Source organism: Streptococcus sp. 2018037 (assembly GCF_019754195.1).
Taxonomy (GTDB): Bacteria; Bacillota; Bacilli; order Lactobacillales; family Streptococcaceae; genus Streptococcus; species Streptococcus hashimotonensis.
The window spans coordinates 1-22,817 of sequence record NZ_JAIJZQ010000028.1 but is presented as its reverse complement, the minus strand read 5'-3'; the positions used below and the strand labels follow the sequence as shown (position 1 = coordinate 22,817).

The following is a 22,817-nucleotide window of genomic DNA, read 5'->3' as shown; positions in this document are numbered from 1 at the left end:
GTATCATTGTTTAAAAGTGTTAATTAAGGGTCATATGACCATTGAAATAAAAGGAGTTTTGTTAAGATGAACAAACGTGTTAAAATTGTTGCAACCCTTGGTCCAGCGGTAGAAATCCGCGGTGGTAAAAAATTCGGTGACGATGGTTACTGGGGTGAAAAATTGGATGTTGAGTCATCAGCACAGAAAATTGCTGCTTTGATTACAGAAGGTGCCAATGTTTTCCGTTTCAACTTCTCACACGGTGACCACCAAGAGCAAGGTGATCGTATGGCAACAGTTCGTCGTGCAGAAGAAATCGCTGGTAAAAAAGTAGGTTTCTTGTTGGATACAAAAGGTCCAGAAATCCGTACAGAATTGTTTGAAGATGATGCAAAAGAATACGCATATACAACTGGTGACAAATTGCGTGTTGCTACAAAACAAGGTATCAAATCTACAAAAGAAGTGATTGCCTTGAACGTAGCAGGTGGTTTGGATGTCTTTGACGATGTTGAAGTTGGTAAGCAAATCCTTGTTGATGATGGCAAACTTGGTTTGACAGTTGTTGAAAAAGATGCAGTAAACCGTGAATTTGTTGTTTTGGTTGAAAACGACGGTGTAATTGCTAAACAAAAAGGTGTAAACATCCCTTACACAAAAATTCCTTTCCCAGCTCTTGCAGAGCGTGATAATGCAGATATCCGCTTCGGTCTTGAGCAAGGTTTGAACTTCATTGCCATCTCATTTGTACGTACTGCAAAAGACGTAGAAGTTGTTCGTAACATCTGTAAAGAAACTGGTAACGATCACGTTCAATTGTTTGCGAAAATCGAAAACCAACAAGGTATCGACAACATCGACGAAATCATCGAAGCAGCAGATGGTATCATGATTGCTCGTGGTGACATGGGTATCGAAGTACCATTTGAAATGGTTCCAGTTTACCAAAAAATGATTATCACTAAAGTGAATGCAGCTGGTAAAGCAGTTATCACAGCAACAAACATGTTGGAAACAATGACTGAAAAACCACGTGCAACTCGTTCAGAAGTATCAGACGTATTCAACGCAGTTATCGATGGTACTGACGCAACAATGCTTTCAGGTGAGTCTGCAAACGGTAAATATCCAGTAGAATCAGTTCGTACAATGGCAACTATCGCTAAAAACGCACAGACTCTTCTTAATGAATATGGTCGTTTGAACTCTGATCAGTTTAATCGTGCCTCTAAAACAGAAGTTATTGCTTCTGCAGTAAAAGACGCATGTCACTCAATGGACATCAAACTAGTTGTAACAGTTACAGAAACAGGTTACTCAGCTCGTTCGATCTCTAAATACCGTCCAGATGCGGACATCTTGGCAGTAACATTTACTGAGAAAGTACAAAAATCATTGATGCTTAACTGGGGTGTTATTCCAATTGTAACAAAACGTCCAGATTCAACTGACGATATGTTTGATTTGGCTGAACGTATTGCCAAAGAGCAAGGTCTTGTTGAAGCAGGAGATGACATTATTATCGTTGCTGGTGTGCCTGTAGGTGTTGCAGGTTCAACAAACACTATGCGTGTTCGTACAGTAAAATAATAAAAAGGTCCGCTTGGACCTTTTTGTAATAATTAGAGAATAAGTTAAATACGTGCTGTTATAGATTTTTTGTCTCTAAATGATTTTGGGGTGTTGATATAAAAAATAAATAAGAGTAAGAATAACTTGTTCAAAGAATATAAATATAAATGGAGGAAAGATGAGAATTCAAGAACGATTTTCTTTAAGAAAGTCAGCAGTTGGATTGGTTTCTGTATCTTTACTATGTACTGCAATCTATGCACCGACTGTTGTTGCTGACACAGTTACTACAAGAGAAAATCTAACGATTGAGGAATTACAAGAAAAAGAAGAGGCGTCTACTGAATCAGAAAAATTAGGCTCTTTAGATGATTCTAGCTCTGAAATTGTAGAGAAAGTAGTAGATAATATCCCATCATCTATTGGTGCTGAACGAGAAGGTGCGGTAGAGATGAAATCGGACAATGGGGACGAGAATGCAGTTTCTAGAGACGACATAGAAGTTACGACAAATGAGCAAAATCAGATAGAGGTTACTGAGACAAAAGAAATTTTGAATTACACCAGTTATCAAACGGAGAGTGGCGAGCAACGACAAATTATATGGGCTCATGGAATTACCCCTCCTGCAATGGAACAAAGCGGTGGTTTTGTAAAGGAAAAGTATGGAGACTATTTAAACTATACAGCGCCATTTGAGGCAGGAAAAGGCTATTATGATACCAATAAAAGTCTCGATGCTTCATTTATTGACCTTAACCTATGTTTTGCAGCCGTGTCTTCCAACATGGTACATTGGTGGTTGGAACAGAATAGTTCCTATGTTGAGCGATATCTCAAGGAAAAAAATAGTACAGTAAATGTTGGGGAAAACTATGCAATAACGGACCTACGTCGCTATATTGATTCGTTCCAGGATCAGCAAAATAGTCGAGTCTTTGATATGTTCAAAACTTACTACGGTTATCGTACAAATGGTTTTGTGTCAGATGCCTTAGTTGACTTGTTTATTAATGGATATAAACCTAAGGCACAGGGCGGTGTCAATCTGGAAGATAGCCAGTTAGTACCAGATAGTAGGGGCGGCTTTTTCTACGACGTTTTCAAAGAGAAAAAACTGACAAATCGTATTTTCAGTGGTAGCTATGAGCGTTTTGGTGAGGATGTTCGAACTGTTTTGGAGAGCAAAGGATTACTCGGCTTAACTTATAGAACATTAGGTTATGCAACGCATATTGTAACGGTATGGGGTGCTGAGTACGACAATCAAGGTAAGATTAAGGCTGTCTATATCACAGATTCTGATGATCAACAAGAACAAATTGGCTTGAAGCGTATGGGAATTACTCGTGATGCTTCCGGAAATCCACGTTTGAATAATCATATGAAAAATAATTCAGCTGGAGCGCTTTTGGATTATGTCCATACAATCCGTCTGGGTCAAGACTTATGGGAAGAATATTTCAATCCGCTTGCAAAAGCCAAAGAAACAGCTAGTCAGACATTAGCCGATACAAAGAAGGCGTTGACTTTGTTTATTCAAGGACAATCTGAATTGCCAGAATCAATGCGGCTGATTTATCTTGAAAAACTAAATAATCTCTATAATCAAGGAATTCTATCTATTCAAAAGGCAGAAAGTTCTGAGACGCTAAGTGGTGCATTGGAAAATGGTTTAAATAGTTTAAAGAGTTTAGATTTTCCTATTTCAGAAGTTGGAAATGCTTTGGCACCAGATTTACCAGTAGGTAATCGTTCAACGGTTTCAGATGTTGATTCTCTATCATCTCAAGAAACAAGTTCCACAAATTTGGAAGCAGACACAGAGAATGCAGGTATTATTGCAGATGGTACCGATCAATTGCATTTTCCAGTGGAGGCCCAAACGACATCTTCTGTAGAGGCTGAGGGAGATAATGTTTTTGCACAAGAGGCAGATACATTACCAATAATTATTGAAAACAAGGATGAATTTGGTTCAGAACTATCAGGAAACATGCAAACGTCAGAAACGGATTCGCTAGTAGTAGCTGTTGAAGAAGATGTGAAAAATGATGAGATAGACCAAGTTGAAGAGCTTCTTGAGTCAGAAAAAGTTGAAAATCAGAGTTCGGAACTTCTGTCAGACACCCTAATCGTAGAGGGTGCAAATGACAAAGAAGAAGATAGAGTGGAGGCGGTTGTTTCTGAACAACCAGACTCAATACCACATCAAAATGTAGAAATCTCTCCTGTAGAATCAACGAATGTTGAAACTGAAACTGTGGTCACTCCTGTTAATGATGTAGCTACTCCTCATGGTTCCCCGACGTATATAGATAATTCCGTAACTGAATCTGTAGCTACTCCACTTGAAAAAGACTCCATTCAGGCTGGAGAGACAGAAATTGCAGAACCAACCTCGAGCGAATCAACTAGTGTTGAAGCTGAACTTGTCGACAATTCTGAAATCCATTCAGCTACCTCTTCAGTTACTCCCCGTGGTTCCTCGGCATATGCAGATAGTTCCACAACTGAATCTGTAGCCACTCCGCTTGAAAAAGATTCCATTCAGACCAGAGAGACAGAAAATGCGGAACAAACTTTGAGCGAACCAACGAATGCCGAAACTGAATCTGTAGCTACTCCGCTTGAAAAAGACTCCATTCAGGCTGGAGAGACAGAAATTGCAGAACCAACCTCGAGCGAATCAACTAATGTCGAAGCTGCATCTGTCGACAATTCTGAAATTCATGCAGATGCCTCTCTAACTGCTGTTTCATCAGTTAATCTGGATAATCCAGTGATTGAATCAGTAGCTATCCCGCTTATCGGTTCTGAGAGGGACACGAATGCAGAAGTGGAAGTTTCTTCGTTATCGAAAAGAGAGGTTAGAAAACCAAATACTGAAGGGCCAAGCTCTGTTCAATCAAAAATTCTTAAGAAAGAATTGCTAGAATCAAGCTTAGCAGAAGCAGGGTCTCCATTGCTAGAAGCCACTATTGCTCAGTCTTCAAACTCAAATAGTACTGAGATAGGTATGAGCTATCAGAATACTGTGTTATTAGTGTCTAATAATACAGAGCGTCAAGCGTCTAAATCAGAAATTGTTATGGAACACAAGGAGACAGAGTTAGTTGAAACGGTTTCATCTGCTTCTGAACCTGTAGTGCTCGTAGAAAATAGCTCACAAACCTCAAATAATACTATTGAATCTGGTAAGAATATGGGAGTTCAATCTCAAGCAGGTGCAAAACAAATTTTAGGCGTAGAACAATCTTCGAAAGTAAGTATACCTACTTCAAGACAGATTATGGGAGTCGGTCTATTGACTCTTGTTCTTGGTAGTGCTTTAGGTTTGTTAAAGAAAAGACGTAAGTAAAAGAAATATTTTCAACGAATTAGGTTTTTAAGTGAATCAGTTCCTATAGTTGCTATAACATGCTATAGATAATTCTTTAATAGTTTGAGACTAGAATGGTAGTATTCTAGATAGAAATAAGCAACGAGGTTCCCCCCGTTGCTTATTGTATTGGTTGGATAACAACTAGTCTTAGTATCTACATTTAAAGGGTTAGTAGAATCTAAACTTATTGTATCTTATTTTTTGAGAATATATCTATTTGGAGAATATGGTGTACGGTCAAAGTTTGTTTCTTGATTGAGAATTTCTTTAGCAATTTGCCAACCGATAATTGGGCCATTTGTCAGGCCGGTAGAGCCTAGACCACTAGCTACCCAGACATTAGGCATATCCTCAATATTTCCGTAGAATGGTGAATAAGTTGAAGTATAGGCGCGCGTTCCAATGCGAGTTCTGGCTACAGGATAGTTTGCCAAATCAGGCATGAATTCGGCTATTTTATCATGCATGGCTTGGATTTTTTCAGGGTCTAGTTCTAAATCGTACCCCATATCATCTTCATGAGTTGCACCAATAATGATTTTTCCATTTTCAAATGGTAGGATGTCAATCTCTCCGTAAGGCATACAAACTGGCCAATTATCAGTATCGAATTCTGTATCTAATTCTAACAATTGTCCTTTTTGTGGTCGAACATCCACTTGATAACCAAGAGGTTCAAGAATATGTGGCAACCAGGCCCCTGTGGCTAAGATAATATGGTCAGCCGTAAGCACTTGATTATCTACTTCGACAGTATGGTTGTCGAGCAGTTTTGCTTGTCCGTAGATACGTGTACCACCATTTTTCAAAAATTGTTCCTGAAGAATATCAATCAAACGCCCACCATCAATACGACCGCCACCTTCTAAATGGATACCAAAATAGTCTGGTTTAAGTAGTGGCAAGTACTGGTTAATTTCCGAGCCTACAAGCGGAGTAATTTCGCCAATAGTCGGAGTATCTACGCGACGTTCCTCGGCAATTTTTTGGATTTTATCAAGTAGTTCAGGCTTACTTTTTAGGCCGATGGTTCCAGTCTGTTTGAATGGAATTTCAGTAGCATCCGATTTTTCCAAATCGGCTACCAATTGACGGTAGAAAACAGCACCATCGGAAGTCAGCTTGTACCAGTCTTTATTTTTTTTCTGAGCCATCCATGGGCAGATGATACCTGCGGCAGCTCGTGTGGCTGTTCCAATACCTGAATCAATGAGAGTAAGATTGACTTGTTCTTCTTGGGAGAGATAAAAGGCTGCAGTAGAGCCAACAATTCCTCCGCCTATAATAATAACTTGTTTTTTCATAAGTTAATTATATCACAAATTCAGAAGTTTATTTATTTTTTTCAACATGATACAATAGAAAATAAGAAAAATTGAGGAGTTCGTGTGTCAGATATAATGTATCCTGAGGTCCTAACCGTTGGAAGTGGGGCCGTGAAAGTTGCAACAGTCGGAGATAGTTTGACTTATGGATATGGCTTGGAGAATCGTGAAAAAGATGCCTATCCTTGTATTCTAGCTGAGAAACTTGGGCATCACTATCAAGTTTCAAATTACGGATTGAGTGGGCGTTCACTTCAGTCAACTGCAGATTTTCCTTACTTTAAAGAGAAGAATGCCCAACTTTCACTTGAGAGTGAAGCAGATATTGTCATCATCATGATTGGTAGTAACGACAGCCGAGGACCATATTGGAATAGGGAGAGATTTATTCGAGAGTATAGGGAAATGGCCGAGCAGTATATGGTTTTAGCAAGCCAGCCGGATGTTTATTTAGTCATCCCGCCTTACGTACCAACCAGTCGTTTTGGATTGAATAATCAAATTATTGAAGATGAATTACAAAAGATTATCCCAGCTATCGGAAATGAACTTGGTTTACCAGTTATTAACCTTTACACTGTGACGGAGGGACATCTTGAATACTATAGCGACGGTCTTCATTTGACACCGCTAGGAAATCAAGTTATTGCTGAAGAGATTTACCAGCATCTCAGACACTAATAGCTCTAAATTGTGGTATAATACTAGTGAAATGGAGAGATTATGGTAAAAAGAGATTTAATAAAACAAATCAGTTTATTGGTCTTATTGATTTTTGGAATCATTGGCCTACGATTTTGGTTACTTGAGCCAGTCACGATTACCCCTGAGATGGCAAATAGTTATTTGAAGGAAAACGACTTTATCATGACGGTGCGAAATGTCCGCCCGATTCATGGAGATTTTATTTTGTATAACCATGAGGGAAAAGAGTATGTGAGTCGTGTGATTGCATTGGAAAACGAGACGGTTACCTATATGGACGATGTTCTCTATCGTAATGATATTATTGTTACAGAGAACTATTTAAAAACGCCTCATTCACAAGAAAGTTATACAGATGACTTTACATTGGAAACCTTGACAAATGGAAAGTACAATGTCATTCCAGAGGGGCACTATTTGGTGTTGAATGATGTACGAACGAATCAACAGGATAGTCGTAGTTTTGGTTTGATTTCTAGTGAGGATATTGTTGGTAGACTGACTTTTCGGATTAGTCCACTTTCAGAATTTGGTTTTATTAAGACAGGGCTGGTTCAGTAGAATCAGCTTTTTTATTGTGTTGATACTCTTCGAAAATCAAAATTATCCGTTGTCAACTTGCCTTGATGAACTCCAGTTCTATCTTCGGCTTCGTTTCCTAGGCTACTTTTGATTTTCATTGAGTATGAGATGACTGGATCTGTATTTTGAAATTAGATTAGACCAATTAAAATGTTGACAAGGATGAAATCTTGTTATATACTGATTTCACTGGTCTTTTTAGATATAAATTAGACTAGACCAATTTTTAAAGAAATGAAAGCCGATGTTAACAAACATCGTAGGTGATATGTATGTGTGGAATCGTTGGTGTTGTAGGAAATACAAACGCAACTGATATTTTGATTCAAGGACTTGAAAAATTAGAATACCGTGGTTATGATTCAGCAGGTATTTTTGTGACGGGTGGTGAGCAAGCTCATCTTGTGAAAGCTGTTGGTCGCATTGCAGAATTGTCTGCAAAAGTTGGCGATAAGACCGAAGGGACAACAGGGATCGGTCATACTCGTTGGGCAACACACGGGAAACCAACTGAGAACAACGCTCACCCTCACACTTCTCAAACTGCTGGGCATATCCTTGTTCACAACGGTGTGATTGAAAACTATGCAGAAATCAAGGAAGAGTATCTTGCAGGTCATGACTTGAAAGGGCAGACAGATACAGAAATTGCTGTGCATTTGATTGGTCAATTTGCAGAAGAAGGTTTGTCAACCCTAGAAGCCTTCAAAAAAGCATTGAAGATTATTCAAGGTTCATACGCCTTTGCCTTGATTGATGCTAGGGATGCAGATACTATCTACGTTGCCAAAAACAAATCTCCACTTTTGATTGGATTGGGCGATGGCTATAACATGGTCTGCTCAGATGCCATGGCTATGATTCGTGAGACAAGTGAATACATGGAAATTCACGATAAGGAATTAGTTATCGTGAAAAAAGATAGTGTTGAAGTCATGGACTATGATGGCAATGCGATTGAACGTGGTAGCTATACAGCTGAGCTTGATTTATCAGATATTGGTAAGGGAACTTATCCATACTACATGCTCAAGGAAATTGATGAGCAACCAACTGTTATGCGTAAATTGATTAGTGCCTATACAAATGAAGCTGGTCGGGTAACAGTTGATGCGGAAATTATTAAGGCAGTACAAGAAGCTGACCGTATCTATATCTTGGCTGCTGGAACTTCCTATCACGCAGGATTTGCCTCTAAAGACTTCTTGGAAAAATTGACAGATACACCAGTAGAGTTGGGAATTTCATCTGAGTGGGGCTACAATATGCCACTTTTGAGCAAAAAGCCACTCTTTGTCATGATTAGCCAGTCAGGTGAAACTGCTGATAGCCGTCAGGTATTGGTTAAAGCTAATGAACTGGGCATTCCAAGTTTGACCGTAACCAACGTTCCTGGTTCTACCCTATCACGTGAGGCAACTTACACCATGTTGCTCCATGCAGGACCAGAAATTGCGGTAGCTTCTACAAAAGCCTACACTGCACAGATTGCGACTTTGGCAATCTTGGCTAAGGCTGTCGGTGATGCAAATGGCAATGCCTACGCGAAAGAATTTGACTTGGTGCATGAATTGTCCATCGTAGCTCAATCTATCGAAGCCAGCTTGTCAGAAAAAGATGTGATTGCTGAAAAAGTTGAAAAACTCTTATCAACCACTCGCAACGCATTCTATATCGGTCGTGGTAGTGACTACTACGTTTCTATGGAAGCCAGCTTGAAATTGAAAGAAATTTCATACATCCAGTGTGAAGGCTTTGCGGCAGGTGAATTGAAACACGGTACCATTTCATTGATTGAAGACGGTGTTCCTGTCTTGGCTTTGATTTCAAATCATCCACACCTTGCAAGCCATACTCGAGGCAATATTCAGGAAGTAGTGGCACGTGGTGCCAATGTCTTGACAATTGTAGATGAAGCAGTAGCTAAGGAAGAAGATGACATCACTGTTACAACTGTTCATCCATTTTTGTCAGCGATTGCTATGGTCGTTCCGACACAGTTGATCGCTTACTATGCGACATTGCAACGCGGTTTGGATGTTGATAAACCACGTAACTTAGCTAAGTCTGTTACTGTTGAATAAGAAGAAAAAGATTTGGGGGACCAAATCTTTTTTATACAAATATTTAGAAATAATTTCTTATTTAGTTTGGTTAAACAACAGTAGTCATGTCCACATTTGACTTTCTATTTTGAACTGGATACACTATATATAGCAACTATGTTTTGCATCAATAGTTTATATTATACGAATTTTAAAAATAAATAAGTGAAGAATTATATTTCTGATTTGAAATAGGAGACAAAAAATAGTGAATGAAATAAATTAAAACGTAAAAAAGTAATAAAAAGCAAAGTAGCACTTGATTTAGTAAGTAGGAAATAAGAGTTTGAAAGTAATTAGAAATTTATGGTTGTTTAACTTTTTTCTGATAATATTATCTGTGATTGATATTGGAAAAGAAATTGTAAGAAATGTGTTATTCCTTATCGATAATGTCTTTGGAATCTCAATTAAAATTGAGATGGTATTATGTTTATATAAATTATTATTTCTTTTGTTTCTTATCCTCACTTGTATAATACTGGGGGAGAACTGTTTGAAAAAACTGAAGTCAAAAACTAAGGATCAAGTTGAACCTGAGTTTGAACGGATAATAAGAAATAATAACTTAATGAATATCTGGGTTTTGGGACCATGGGGTAGTGGTAAAACAAAATTTGTTAAAACTTCCTTGGATAGTTTGAATCAAGAATATTTTTATGTTTCTTTATTTGGATTAACTAGTAGAAATGAGATTATCCAAGAAATCAATGAGCAAATAGTGCATGAGACTAAAATTTCTTTACTAGTTGATTTACCATTAATAGGAACAATATTTAGATTTATGTATCAATTAAATGGACTATCAATTTTAAGAAATTTTCGAGAAAAATATTTTGTTGTAATTGATGATTTTGAGCGTATTTCAAATGTTGATGGAACCGCAGAAATAACAGATTTTGGAGCTTATAATGATGTACTAGGTGTTATTGACTATATCCAGCAGTCTATTGGCTGTAGAGTAATAGTTATTTCCACAAATGAATCTTTGGAAAAATTTATCACTGAAATTGTTATTCCTAAATTTCACCCATATCAATATCAAATAAAATTTAATCCAGAGATAATCAAAGATTTACTAAAGCAATTTTTTAAGAAAAATAATTCTCAGGAAATAGAGAACTTTTCAGGAGTATTTTCAGAGGTATGGGGTGAGAGAATTAGACTTGATTCCCTGACTAACTATAGACCTATTATTCATGAGTTAAGTTATTTAAGTGATGAAACTGATTTAAGATTTCAAATTTCTTATGTTTTAAGTAGATTAATGGATTGCTGGGAGATTAATATGTCTAGTGGGAGTAGTATTCCATTTAAATTTTTGGTGAATCGTATAACTAAAAAAAGTAATGATTCAAGAAAATATAAATTACTTAAAAAGATAATTGAAAAATACAATTTTGAAAATGGATTACCTTACTATGTTCAAGAAAATAGTAAAGAAAGGATTACTGATAGGTTGGAAGTGCAAGAAGTTCTTGTTCTTAACTATATGAGGTTAGAATTAAAGTCTTTAAAAATTTCCAATGATTATCAGTTTAATGATGATGAGGTTTTATTGTTAACTAGTCGGGATCCAAAATCAGATTTAAAAGGGAGAACTATAGAAGATTGGGTCTCAGAGAATTATATAAAATTTAAGTATAGACATCCTACAAGGACATATAAAAATATAGTGGTTTCTGGAAGGTATGACAAAAAATGGAAAAATATTTACCAAAATTCATTGGCTAGATACTTTGTAAAGGATCAAAAAATTGATTTTAATCCTACACTAGAAAGTATGATTATAAATACAATAAAAAGATTCTATTTCTTAACTAGTGATATTGAACGATTTATTGATTTGATAGATTTGGATTATGTAAGTGAATATTTACTTGAGACAGACAATGAGGAAGATTTAATTAGTTCGAGAATTCTATATAGATATCTACATTCTTACTATTCAATTTCTGGGAATATTTCATTATATCTCATTAAAGAATATTTAGAATTTACGTTAGATATATGTATTGAATTCGAAGATAAGGACGCTTTGTTCCCTGTAATAGTAAATAATTGTGAGAGTCCCACTGAATTTAAAAAGTCTGATCAGTATAAATTTGATGACATCCTTTTAAAAGTAAGTCAAAATACTTCCTTCAATAAAAAATATAATGATAAAAAAATTGTTAAGGAATTTACATTGTATATAGAACATGCTCAGTATATTGTAAAAAACTTAGAAACGACTGATACAATAAACGGAATTTCAGCTAAAGAACATATATCTATTTTTATGAATTCCAATGGTTATCGGGAATTTGGTAAATTAAGAGATTATATTGAAAATCTTGAAAGAAATCCAGATTCTAATAAATTAAATGAACGTGGAGAATATATAATAGAAAACGAGTATAATGAATTTGGTGATATAGAAAATTCTTATCCAGATTATAAAACTTCTTTGAAAGATAGGTATTCACAATGGAAGAAGGTCATGGAAACATTAATAACGGAGACTTATTAATTGCAAATTGATACTAATATTCTGTTGTAATAATATAAAATATTTCAAGAAATTGATCTGCTTTTGAGAATTTTTGAAATATTATACAAAATTTGCTAATTTGCTAATTTTGTTAAATTTTGTTAAATTTATTAAAAATTCTGAAAAATTCTTTGAAATTAAGGATACTTTTTGATATACTAGAACCTAATCATTCTTTTAGGAGAGCTCTATGGATTATGTTTTGGAAGTTCTGCCCAGTCTACTAAATGGTGCAGCAGTCTCCTTGCAAGTATTTTTTCTAGTATTGATATTATCCTTGCCATTAGGAGCTGTTTTCGCTTTTTTAATGCAGATTAAATTTAAACCCTTACAATGGTTATTGCATTTCTATGTATTAATTATGCGAGGAACCCCCTTGCTTTTACAATTAATTTTTGTTTATTACGTTTTACCAAGTGTGGGTATTACATTTGACCGAATGCCTGCAGTGATTTTGGCCTTTACGCTCAACTATGCGGCCTATTTCTCTGAAATTTTCCGTGGTGGTATTGAAGCTATTCCAAAAGGTCAGTATGAAGCGGCTAAGGTATTGAAATTTACCCCTGTTCAGACCATTCGCTACATTGTCTTACCACAGGTCGTGAAAATTGTCCTGCCAAGTGTTTTCAATGAAGTCATGACTTTGGTAAAGGATACTTCTTTGGTCTATGCACTTGGAGTTAGCGATTTGTTGTTGGCTAGTCGTACTGCTGCCAATCGTGATGCCAGCTTGGCGCCTATGTTTATCGCAGGTGCAATCTACCTATTGATGATCGGTGCGGTAACACTGATTTCTAAACAAGTAGAAAAGAAATTTGATTATTATAGATAGGAGGAAGTCATGTTAGAGTTACGCAATTTGTCAAAACGCTTTGAAGATAAACAGATTTTCTCCAACTATGATTTGGTCATTCCAGAAGGGAAAATTGTTGCCATCGTTGGTCAATCTGGCGGTGGTAAGACAACTCTTTTACGGATGTTGGCTGGTTTAGAGACTATTGATTCAGGAACTTTGATGTATAATGGTCAAGAACTGCCATTAGAGGAGTTGGGAAAACGACATTTGCTGGGCTTTGTCTTCCAGGACTTCCAGCTTTTCCCGCACCTATCCGTATTGGAAAACTTGGTTCTCTCTCCTATGAAAACGCAAAATATGTCGCGTTCAGAGGCGGAAGACAAGGCCCTTAAACTCTTGGATACTCTTGGACTTGCTAACCACGCAACTGCCTACCCATTTTCATTATCGGGCGGACAGAAACAACGTGTGGCTTTGGCGCGTGCGATGATGATTGATCCTGAGATTATCGGCTATGATGAACCAACTTCGGCCCTAGACCCTGAATTAAGAAAAGAAGTTGAGAAACTGATTCTTGAAAATAGGGCTACTGGAATCACGCAAATTGTGGTCACCCATGATATGCAGTTTGCTGAGAATATCGCAGATGAAATCATCAAAATTGAACCGAAACACTAAGAAAAGGAACAAATATGATGATGAATATTAAAAAAATGATGCTTGGAGCTCTTGCTCTTGTAACTTCTTTAACTCTTGCTGCTTGTGGCTCCAATGATTCGGCTACTAAGTCTGATAATTGGACAGCCTACGAGTCTGAAAAATCCGTTACGATTGGCTTTGATAAGACCTTTGTTCCAATGGGATTTGAACAGACAGATGGTTCTTACACAGGTTTCGATATTGACTTGGCTAATGCAGTCTTTGAAAAATATGGAATTACTGTAAAATGGCAACCAATTGACTGGGACTTGAAAGAAACCGAATTGAATAATGGGAATATTGATTTAATTTGGAATGGTTATTCTATTACAGATGAGCGTAAGGAAAAAGTTCTCTTCACAAATCCCTACATGGATAACCAACAAGTTCTTGTAACTAAAAAATCTTCCAATATTAGCCAAGTATCTGATATGAAGGATAAGATTTTGGGTGCGCAAGCAGGTTCATCTGGTTATTCAGTATTTGAATCACAACCAGCTATTTTGAAAGATATTGTTCAAAATAACGATGCAAGTCAGTATGCGACCTTCAATGAAGCCTTGATTGATTTGAAAAATGATCGCATTGATGGTCTCTTGATTGACCGTGTGTATGCAAATTATTACTTGCAACAAGAGGGAATTATCGCAGATTACAACATCATTGATGCAGGTTTCGAAAACGAAGCCTTCGCAGTCGGTGCTCGTAAATCAGATACTACACTCGTAGAAAACATTAATAAGGCATTTGCTGAATTATATAAAGAAGGTAAATTCCAAGAAATTTCCCAAAAATGGTTTGGTGAGGATGTTGCAACCGATGCAGTAAAAAACTAATAATATAAGCAAAAGTGACTGAACAAGACATCCATGATGGTTGCGCCCTCATCCACAGAATAATGAAAAGAACTCGTGAAAACGGTGGGGGGTACCCCAATATCATTAACTTAAGATTCTACTCCAATATTTATTGGATAGGATCTTTTTATTATATGACTTTTATACTCAATAAAAATCAAAAATAGCAAGTCTAAGCTACTTATAACATGTGAAATTTTAATTTATAAGTTTGAGTTGAGGATTGTGGATTTCAAGTAGCTGTTTTCTTCTAAAAAAATAACAAAATCGAAACGCTCCATATCCACTTTGAGTGGTAGGTGGCTATTTTTGATTTTAAATGAGTATTAGTCCGTCATGATCCGTAAAGTATGTGACAAATAAGCCGAGGATGGGCAAAAAATGGTCCTATAATTTCTGTAGCGGGTAAAACCACTATGGAGCCTTTTAAATGTAAAAGTCCCATATGACCTATAATGAAAAGCGACAAAACTTACATTAGAAAGAGGCCATATGGAATAAATCAAGAGTTAGGGGAGTGACTCTTGATTCCTGAGCCTAGAAATAGAAAAGCGAAGATCTTATTACAAATTTTCTTGGAATAGAAGACAAAAATATCGCTATCATGACTGAATATGATGTGGAAACTCACTTAGATTGTGTGTCTCCCCAATGTTCTGCCTGAAAGGGACAAATAGTGAAATACGACTTCCAAAGAGCATCTAAAATCCTTTGCTTAGAAGCAGCTGATAATCCTCTCTCCTTATCCATCTTAGAAAGCGTCGGTTCAAGTGTAAAGAATGCGGGAAAATGGTTGTCGCTGAAATTCACTTATTAAAAAAACGACCAAATCTCTGTTGCTATTAACCAGAAAAACACCCAATTACTACTCGTTGAGAATCAAGCAATGAGTAAGCAATGTTCACCTGATACTATTGTCATCAAGGATAGCTTTTTCATCCTGTTCGAAACTATAAAGTAATAGTTTTTGAAGGAAGGCAGATATTGGTTGCAATGTATTGAAACACTTGTGGTTCCATGGTTTCGAAGGTTACTCTATCTGGCTATATTCTGAACTATGTTATTACACCAGTTTCTGATTATGTAGTGAATTGCTTGTTGGAAAGCTATCAGTAATCTGTGATTTTAGCAGATTTAGTCAGGAGTTTAAAGACAACTTGGAACAGAAGGATAGAACATGGAAGGAGTTAATTAGTATAACAAATGGAGATTATTAGCCATGAGGCGAACCATTGAAACTCGTTTTTTTGAATCATACGCTTTGTTTGATATAGAACAACTCTTTGCCAGAGGACTGATCGGATTACAGCTACGGATTGCACAAATCCTACTGACTTATAATCTAAGCTATTTTGACTTTAACTAGTAGCACGGGTAAAAAACCTGCCTGGTTCAATCAGAACTAGGCAGGTTTTCTTGTCATCTAAAAAATGGATTGAAATTTTTCTCATGTCCAACGCTGGTATTTTGACCGTGACCGGGATGGACAGTGTAGTGGTTTGGCAGGGTGAAGATGTGTTCTCTGATACCCACAATCAAGTCGTCAAAATTGCTGGTTGGCAGGTCTGTACGTCCCACAGTTTCGCGGAAAAGTGCGTCTCCAGTGATGACACATTCATCCTCTGGGAAGATAAAGGAAACACCACCAATAGAGTGACCTGGTGTTGGAACTACCTTGAAATGAAAACCGTCAAACTGGTAGTCTTCTTGGTATTGGAAGATTTTTTCAGCAGGTCGGCAGACTACATTTTCCATATCATCATGACGAGGTAGACCTGATAGATTCATCTCTGGTGTATAGAGCCAGCTGGCTTCGCTTTCAGCCACATAGACAGGCGGGAAATTGTAGGTCTCACGCAGAATGTCCAAACTCATAATATGGTCATAGTGAGTGTGAGTCAGGAGAATAGCCGAAATTGGTTTTCCGATTTTTTCGATAGTTGCTTGAATTTTTGTCCAGTCACTCCCAGGGTCAATGATAATCAGATGGGTATCATTTTCAAGGTAGTAGGTATTTTGAAAAGCGACAGGATTGACAGATTTGTGAATAATCATTCTTTTTCCTTCTTCTAACAGTTACTGATGTTACTAGTCTAACAAAAAAACACGTCTTCTTCATGGAATTTGTTTGGAGCTTTTTCCATGAGAGGGAATATGCTATAATGAACAGTATGAAAGACACAAGAACAAGCAATCGGTATGCCGTTGTAGATTTGGAAGCAACTGGTACAGGTACCGATGCAAAAATCATTCAAATCGGGATTGTTCTCGTTGAAAATGGAGAAATCATTGACAGTTACGCAAGGGACATCAATCCCTATGAGCTACTGGATGACCATATCAAGAATCTGACAGGTATCACAGACCAACAGCTAAGTCAAGCTCCAGATTTTGGCCAGGTAGCAAGTACCATTTATGACATGATTGGAGATGCTATTTTTGTAGCCCATAATGTCAAATTTGATGCCAATCTCTTGGCAGAAGCACTCTTTTTTGAAGGTTATGAACTGTTGACGCCACGTGTAGATACGGTGGAATTATCACAGCTGTTTTTCCCGACTTTTGAAAAATACAGCTTGGGAAATCTTGCAGAGCATTTGGAACTTGGTTTGGACCAGGCGCACACGGCCATATCAGATGCCATGGCTACGGCGCGCTTGCTCATCAAAATTCAAGAGAAAATAAAGAGCTTACCCAGGTCTATTGTTGAAAAGATTCTTGATTTGGCGGACAATCTGCTCTTTGAATCCCGTCTGGTCATTGATGAAATGGTGCCTGTTCTGTCAGAAAATCTATCATACGATTTAGAATCTACTCATGGCTTGGTCTTGAAAAAGCCAGAAGAAATCAAGTCGGCCTACCGATTATCTGAAGATTTTTCGACCAATATTGCCCTTCTCGGCTTGCATGAACGCAAAAAACAAACTGCATTTGCTCAAGTAGTAGAAAAACGCTTGGCTGACGAAGAAAAAGTGCATTTTATTCAAGCGCAGGCAGGCTTGGGGAAGACTTACGGTTATCTTTTGCCTTTACTTGCTAAGTCAGACCAGCCTTTATTGATCACCGTACCGACCAAGCTCCTTCAAGAGCAGATTATGGAAAAGGAAGGGAGCAAGCTTAAAGAGATATTTTGTATTCCCATAGTCTCTCTAAAATCACCCAAGCATTTTATCAAGTTAGACAGCTACTGGAGAACCCTGCAAAGGCAGGATGATAATCGCCTGGTCAATCAATTCAAAATGCAGGTGCTTGTCTGGCTGACAGAAACTCACACAGGTGATTTGGATGAGCTTAAGCAAAAACAACGCTATCAAGCTTACTTTGATGAGATTGCCCACGATGGGAAATTGGAGACTGAAAGTCTTTTTTGGGGCTTGGATTTTTGGCAACGGTTGAACCAACAAGCTCTCTCTAGTAGACTGCTCATTACCAACCACGCTTATTTTCTCAACCATCTTAAGGATCAAGATCCTCTCATGGATAAGCGTCTGGTGGTGATTGATGAAGCTCAAAAGTTTCTCTTGGCTGCTGAAAATCTAGCGACGGCTTCGCAAGATTTGACAAGTATGTTACAAGTATTGCAAAGTAAAAAGGACAGAGCGACGACTATTTTGGACCAACGCTTGTATGAGTCTTGCCAGTTTGAACTCAACCATTTTTTGAGTCGTTTTCGTCAGCATGGTCAACGAGAGGTTCAAAAGGCTGAACTTCATCAACTTGGTCAGAACCTGGTGGAGCTTGGAGATGTTGATTTGAACGACTTGCATCAGCTTATAGACTACTACGATACCTTTTGGTTGGAGGAGAAAAATTTAGAAGAAAAGCGGCTTGCCTATTTGCGGGGCTCCAAGGACAGTCTCCTAAATGCGACCAGCTACCTGCCTGATACCAAGATTTTCTGCATCAGCGCCACCTTGACCATCAGCAAAAAGGTCAGTCTGGCGGATCTGCTGGGCTTTGAGCAGGTCACCTTGGATTTGATACCGACTCAAACTGTGACCAACCAGCAGTTGCTTTTTCCGACTCATCTCTCCGACATCCTGGCTTGGACCAAGGAGGAGCATGCAGCTTATTTGGCTACTACTTTAGGAGAAATAGCAGAGCTGGGACGACCGACTTTGGTCTTGTTCACATCAATTTCTCTGCTCTTGCAGGTGTCGGATTTGTTAGAAGATAATAACATTCCCCACCTAGCCCAGCACAAGCATGGACAGGAAATGACACTCAAACGCAAATTTGAACGAGGGGAATGCCAAATTTTACTCGGCACAGGCGTATTCTGGGAGGGAGTTGACTTTGCCAGCCAGGACCAATTGATTCAGGTCATTACAAGGCTCCCATTCGACAATCCCAAAGACCGTTTTGTGCAAAAAATCAATCACCATCTGCGTGAAGAAGGGAAAAATCCATTTTACGATTACAGCCTGCCTATGATGATGATTAAACTCAAACAAGCCATCGGGCGTACCAATCGTCATGATAAACAAGATTCACTAGTCTTGGTTTTGGACCCGCGTGTTCATACCAAACGCTATGGACGGCAAATTCTGTCCTTCTTTGAGAAAGATTATCAAGTATTGCAACCTAGTGAAAGTGAAATGGTAGCAATCGTACAGGAATTTTTTGAATAAATAATGGGAAGCGGCAAGGCTTCCTTTTGTTTCGAGCGTTTTTTAATGCTACTCATATTCCCTTTCTCCTTGCTGAATAACAGTGATTTTCTTTATGATTAAAATATGGTATAATTTTTCAAATATTAGTTTTTGTGAGAAGAGATTATGACAGAAAAAACAATTGTATTTAAGGTTGGGACAAGTTCGCTGACGCAAGAGAATGGCAGTCTGGACCGTATCAAGATCGCTCGGATTACCAATCAGCTGGCTCAGTTGCACCAGAAGGGCTACCAGATTGTGCTGGTGACGTCAGGATCGATTGCAGCTGGTTTTCGGAGATTGGGATTTGACAAGCGACCGACTAAGATTGCGGAAAAGCAAGCTTCTGCGGCTGTGGGTCAGGGCTTGCTGATTGAGGAATATACGCAAAATCTAATGAAAGACGGCATAGTATCGGCTCAGATTTTGTTGACCCAGGATGATTTTGCGGATGCCAGACGTTATCAGAATGCTTCTCAGGCCTTGCAGGTCTTGCTCAAGAAACGAGCTATTCCTATTATCAATGAGAACGATACCATTGCCATTGAGGAGATTAAGGTGGGGGATAATGATACCCTATCTGCCCAGGTGGCTTCTCTCTTGAAAGCAGACCTCTTGGTGCTTTTGACGGATGTGGATGGACTTTACACGGCCAATCCCAACAGCGATCCGACTGCCCAGCACTTGCCTCAAATCAAGGAAATTACGGAAGATTTGTTTGCCATGGCAGCAGGAGCAGGCTCGTCCAACGGAACAGGTGGCATGACCACCAAATTGCAGGCGGCGCAGATTGCGACCAAGTCAGGCGTACCTGTCTTTATCTGCTCTTCAAAAGAGGACACTGCCCTCTTACAAGCAGTTACCCAAGCCAATCGTGGCACCCTCTTTTTAGCAGATGACCATGCCATGAACCAACGTAAGCAGTGGATGGCCTTCTATGCTCGGACAGACGCGGCGGTTGAAGTGGATGCAGGAGCAGTTGATGCTATGTTGCACCAGGGACGCAGTTTGTTAGCTACTGGTGTCAAAGCCCTCGAAGGTGACTTTGAAGTGGGGCAGGTCGTAGAGGTTTATAGTCAAGCAGACCATCGTTTGATTGGTAAAGGGCGGGTTAAACTGTCCTCCAAGGACTTGCAGGACCAGTTGGCCAATGGCAGAGCGGAGGGCGTGTTGATTCACCGCAACGATTGGGTGAGCTTATAGTCGTTCAGTTTATCTTGATTATGTTGACGAACGAGCAAACTGAAAGACTAAATAGGAGAAATTTATGACAACAACACAAGCATTATTAGATAGTTTATTGACCCACAAGGCTTCTATCAACTTAGCGACAACCGAGCAGAAAAATCAGGCCTTGTCGACTATGGCAGACCAGTTGGTTGCTCAGACTGAGGCAATTTTAGCAGGTAATGCTATTGATATGAAAAATGCCCAAGGCAAGATTAGTCAGGTCATGCAGGACCGTTTGCTTCTGACAGCTGAGCGGATTGAAGCTATGGCAGACGGCATTCGTGCCTTGATTGGCTTGCCAGATCCTGTTGGGCTGGTCTTAGAAGAATCCACTCGGGCAGACGGCTTGAACATTCGCAAGAAATCCATTCCCTTTGGCTTGGTAGGAATGATTTACGAAAGCCGTCCAAATGTGACCTCGGATGCCGCTGCTTTGGCAATCAAGAGCGGAAACGCAGTCATCTTGCGTGGAGGCAAGGAAGCCTTTCATTCGGCTCAGGCCATTGTCACTGCCCTCAAGGCTGGTTTGGCACAGGCTGGTCTTTCTCCAAAGGTCATTGAGTTGGTTCAAGACACCAGCCGTGCCTCTGCGACGGAGTTGATGACTGCAAAAGGCAAGATTGACCTCTTGGTGCCACGTGGTGGTGCAGGGCTTATTCAAGCCGTTGTAGAAAATGCGACTGTGCCAGTTATCGAAACAGGCACAGGCATCTGCCATGTCTATGTGGACAAGGATGCGGATTTAGATAAGGCACTTCAGATTGTGGTCAACGCTAAAACCAGTCGTCCCTCAGTCTGCAATGCGGCGGAAGTCTTGTTGGTCCATGAAGAAATTGCCAACCAATTCCTACCTCGCTTGGAAGAAGCTCTTTCTGGTCAGGTGGAATTACGTGCTGACAGTCAGGCCCAGGCTATTCTCAACCAATCCAGACCAGCAGGCGACCAAGATTTTGACACGGAATTTTTAGACTACATCATGGCTGTCAAAGTCGTTTCAAACGTAGAAGAGGCTATCAGTCATATCGCTCAACACTCGACAGGGCACAGCGAGGCCATCGTGACGGAAAACAGTCAAACGGCAGAACTTTTCACACTCCATGTGGACTCGGCTGTGGTCTATGTCAATGCCTCGACCCGTTTCACAGACGGAGGCGAGTTCGGTCTGGGCTGCGAGTTGGGCATTTCCACCCAGAAGATGCACGCCCGTGGTCCTATGGGCCTGTGTGAGATGACCACCTACAAGTACATCATCACAGGCGACGGCCACATTCGTTAGGAGGACAAGATGAAGATTGGATTTATCGGACTGGGCAACATGGGAGCGGCCCTGGCCCAAGCGGTCAGCCAGCAGCCAGATACCCAGCTCCTTCTCAGCAACCACAACCCAGCAAAAGCCCAAGCTCTTCAAGAGCAGGTGGGCGGTCAGCTTTTTTCTAATGGGGAAATAGCAGAGCAGGCCGAGGTCATTTTCCTTGGGGTCAAGCCTCACCTGATTGAGTCCGTTTTGTCAGGCTTACAGGATCAGATTAGCCAGAATCCATCAGCTATCTGGATTTCCATGGCAGCGGGAGTGACCATTGACAGCCTGGCAGAATTTGTATCGGCAGATAAACTCATTCGTATCATGCCTAACACACCTGTCGCTATCGGCCAAGGCATGACAACCTATAGCTTGGTCAATCAAGAGCTCGCTCCGCTATTGGAACAAATCCTAGAAAAATCAGGCAAGGTCCAACAGGTGCCAGAGAGCCTGATTGACGCAGCAACGGCTATCGCAGGCTGCGGTCCAGCCTTTGTCTATCAGATGATTGAGGCCCTCACCGATGCCGGTGTGCAAAACGGGCTGACGGCTCAAGATGCCAAGGTCCTGGCTGCACAAACCTTGGCTGGAACTGCTCAAATGGTATTAACCAGCGACAAGCACCCTGCCCAGCTGAGACAGGAAGTGACCTCGCCAGGCGGCTCGACTATCGCAGGCGTGGTAGCTCTTGAAAAAGAAGGCTTCCGTTACGCCATCATCAAGGCAGTTACCGCCGCCCTCAAAAAGACTAGAAAATTAGGTAAAAAATAGAAGACAGCAAAAAACGGGACTTTTAATCCAATGTCATTAAGTTAAGCATTTAAGCAGCTAAAGAAACTATTCCCGTCTGAGCAGTTCATGACAAAACGGGAATAGTTTTTGTATTTAGGGCGCACAAAAAGGAAGGTTTTTAACCCAAATTTTTAACTATTATGATATTCTATAAGTGAAGCTTACGGGAGCCTGGCTTTTTATCTTTCTTTGGAAGGTTCGATTGGGTCGAATAATGGATAAATGCTTAGCAATGTAGGTTTCTAATTGGAAGGAAGTAAGTTCTTCTCTAAGAAATTTTCGACAGGCATAAACAGCGTCTG

Annotated in this window: 15 protein-coding genes and 2 pseudogenes; 14 read left to right on the top strand and 3 right to left on the bottom strand. The window is 39.4% G+C overall.

Translation table 11 applies throughout. From position 1 onward, the window contains the following. Nucleotides 1–66 precede the first annotated feature (66 nt). Together pyk and ide-Ssuis are read left to right on the top strand one after the other, a co-directional pair. Entirely contained in the window at nt 67–1,572 is a 1,506-nt protein-coding gene (gene pyk, locus K5Q29_RS09025) for a pyruvate kinase (protein ID WP_044754844.1), read from the top strand. A 160-nt stretch (nt 1,573–1,732) separates the two neighbouring features. Next, the gene (gene ide-Ssuis, locus K5Q29_RS09020; RefSeq protein ID WP_105139291.1) at nt 1,733–4,915 is read left to right on the top strand and encodes a host-specific IgM cysteine endopeptidase Ide-Ssuis; all 3,183 of its coding nucleotides are present in this window, start codon (nt 1,733–1,735) and stop codon (nt 4,913–4,915) included. A 218-nt stretch (nt 4,916–5,133) separates the two neighbouring features. Here the strand turns inward: ide-Ssuis and K5Q29_RS09015 are convergent, their stop codons facing one another. Then, the gene (locus K5Q29_RS09015) at nt 5,134–6,243 is read right to left on the bottom strand and encodes an FAD-binding oxidoreductase (RefSeq protein WP_105139292.1); all 1,110 of its coding nucleotides are present in this window, start codon (nt 6,241–6,243) and stop codon (nt 5,134–5,136) included. 84 nt (nt 6,244–6,327) lie between these two features. Here K5Q29_RS09015 and K5Q29_RS09010 point away from each other — a divergent pair, with 84 nt between their 5' ends. The 8 genes and pseudogenes from K5Q29_RS09010 to K5Q29_RS10935 all read left to right on the top strand — a co-directional run. Next, nucleotides 6,328–6,945 carry a GDSL-type esterase/lipase family protein gene (locus K5Q29_RS09010; RefSeq protein ID WP_024411738.1) on the top strand — a complete coding sequence of 206 codons (618 nt, stop codon included), beginning with the start codon at nt 6,328–6,330 and terminating at the stop codon, nt 6,943–6,945. Nucleotides 6,946–6,987: 42 nt separating this feature from the next. After that, on the top strand, nt 6,988–7,530 hold the full coding sequence (gene lepB / locus K5Q29_RS09005; RefSeq protein ID WP_024401810.1) for a signal peptidase I: 543 nt from the start codon (nt 6,988–6,990) through the stop codon (nt 7,528–7,530). 293 nt (nt 7,531–7,823) lie between these two features. Continuing rightward, nucleotides 7,824–9,635 (top strand): glutamine--fructose-6-phosphate transaminase (isomerizing), encoded by a 1,812-nt coding sequence (gene glmS, locus K5Q29_RS09000; protein ID WP_105139293.1) that lies wholly within the window; start codon nt 7,824–7,826, stop codon nt 9,633–9,635. A 517-nt stretch (nt 9,636–10,152) separates the two neighbouring features. Then, nucleotides 10,153–12,168, top strand: coding sequence for a P-loop NTPase fold protein (locus tag K5Q29_RS08995; protein ID WP_169050566.1), 2,016 nt, complete (start codon nt 10,153–10,155; stop codon nt 12,166–12,168). A gap of 211 nt (nt 12,169–12,379) precedes the next feature. Then, nucleotides 12,380–13,021, top strand: a complete 642-nt coding sequence (locus K5Q29_RS08990; RefSeq protein ID WP_002940990.1) for an amino acid ABC transporter permease — start codon at nt 12,380–12,382, stop codon at nt 13,019–13,021. A 9-nt stretch (nt 13,022–13,030) separates the two neighbouring features. Then, entirely contained in the window at nt 13,031–13,663 is a 633-nt protein-coding gene (locus K5Q29_RS08985) for an amino acid ABC transporter ATP-binding protein (RefSeq protein ID WP_009909533.1), read from the top strand. 26 nt (nt 13,664–13,689) lie between these two features. Next, complete coding sequence (locus K5Q29_RS08980) at nt 13,690–14,520, top strand: amino acid ABC transporter substrate-binding protein (protein WP_024385321.1); 831 nt, start codon at nt 13,690–13,692, stop codon at nt 14,518–14,520. Between the two features lie 625 nt (nt 14,521–15,145). Continuing rightward, a pseudogene (locus K5Q29_RS10935) lies at nt 15,146–15,433 on the top strand (ISL3 family transposase); the annotation flags it as partial. A gap of 527 nt (nt 15,434–15,960) precedes the next feature. Here K5Q29_RS10935 and K5Q29_RS08975 read toward each other — a convergent pair. Further along, entirely contained in the window at nt 15,961–16,596 is a 636-nt protein-coding gene (locus K5Q29_RS08975) for an MBL fold metallo-hydrolase (protein ID WP_053867146.1), read from the bottom strand. A 107-nt stretch (nt 16,597–16,703) separates the two neighbouring features. Here K5Q29_RS08975 and K5Q29_RS08970 point away from each other — a divergent pair, with 107 nt between their 5' ends. The 4 genes from K5Q29_RS08970 (at nt 16,704) to proC (ending at nt 22,494) form a co-directional block, all read left to right on the top strand. After that, nucleotides 16,704–19,172: a bifunctional DnaQ family exonuclease/ATP-dependent helicase gene (locus tag K5Q29_RS08970; protein ID WP_105139295.1), complete on the top strand. Its 2,469-nt coding sequence runs from the start codon at nt 16,704–16,706 to the stop codon at nt 19,170–19,172. Between the two features lie 147 nt (nt 19,173–19,319). Next, on the top strand, nt 19,320–20,396 hold the full coding sequence (gene proB / locus K5Q29_RS08965) for a glutamate 5-kinase (protein WP_105139296.1): 1,077 nt from the start codon (nt 19,320–19,322) through the stop codon (nt 20,394–20,396). A 64-nt stretch (nt 20,397–20,460) separates the two neighbouring features. Then, nucleotides 20,461–21,699 carry a glutamate-5-semialdehyde dehydrogenase gene (locus tag K5Q29_RS08960; protein WP_105139297.1) on the top strand — a complete coding sequence of 413 codons (1,239 nt, stop codon included), beginning with the start codon at nt 20,461–20,463 and terminating at the stop codon, nt 21,697–21,699. A 9-nt stretch (nt 21,700–21,708) separates the two neighbouring features. Continuing rightward, nucleotides 21,709–22,494, top strand: coding sequence for a pyrroline-5-carboxylate reductase (proC, locus tag K5Q29_RS08955; RefSeq protein ID WP_105139298.1), 786 nt, complete (start codon nt 21,709–21,711; stop codon nt 22,492–22,494). Nucleotides 22,495–22,653: 159 nt separating this feature from the next. Here proC and K5Q29_RS08950 read toward each other — a convergent pair. Continuing rightward, nucleotides 22,654–22,817, bottom strand: a pseudogene (locus K5Q29_RS08950) (IS4 family transposase); the annotation flags it as partial.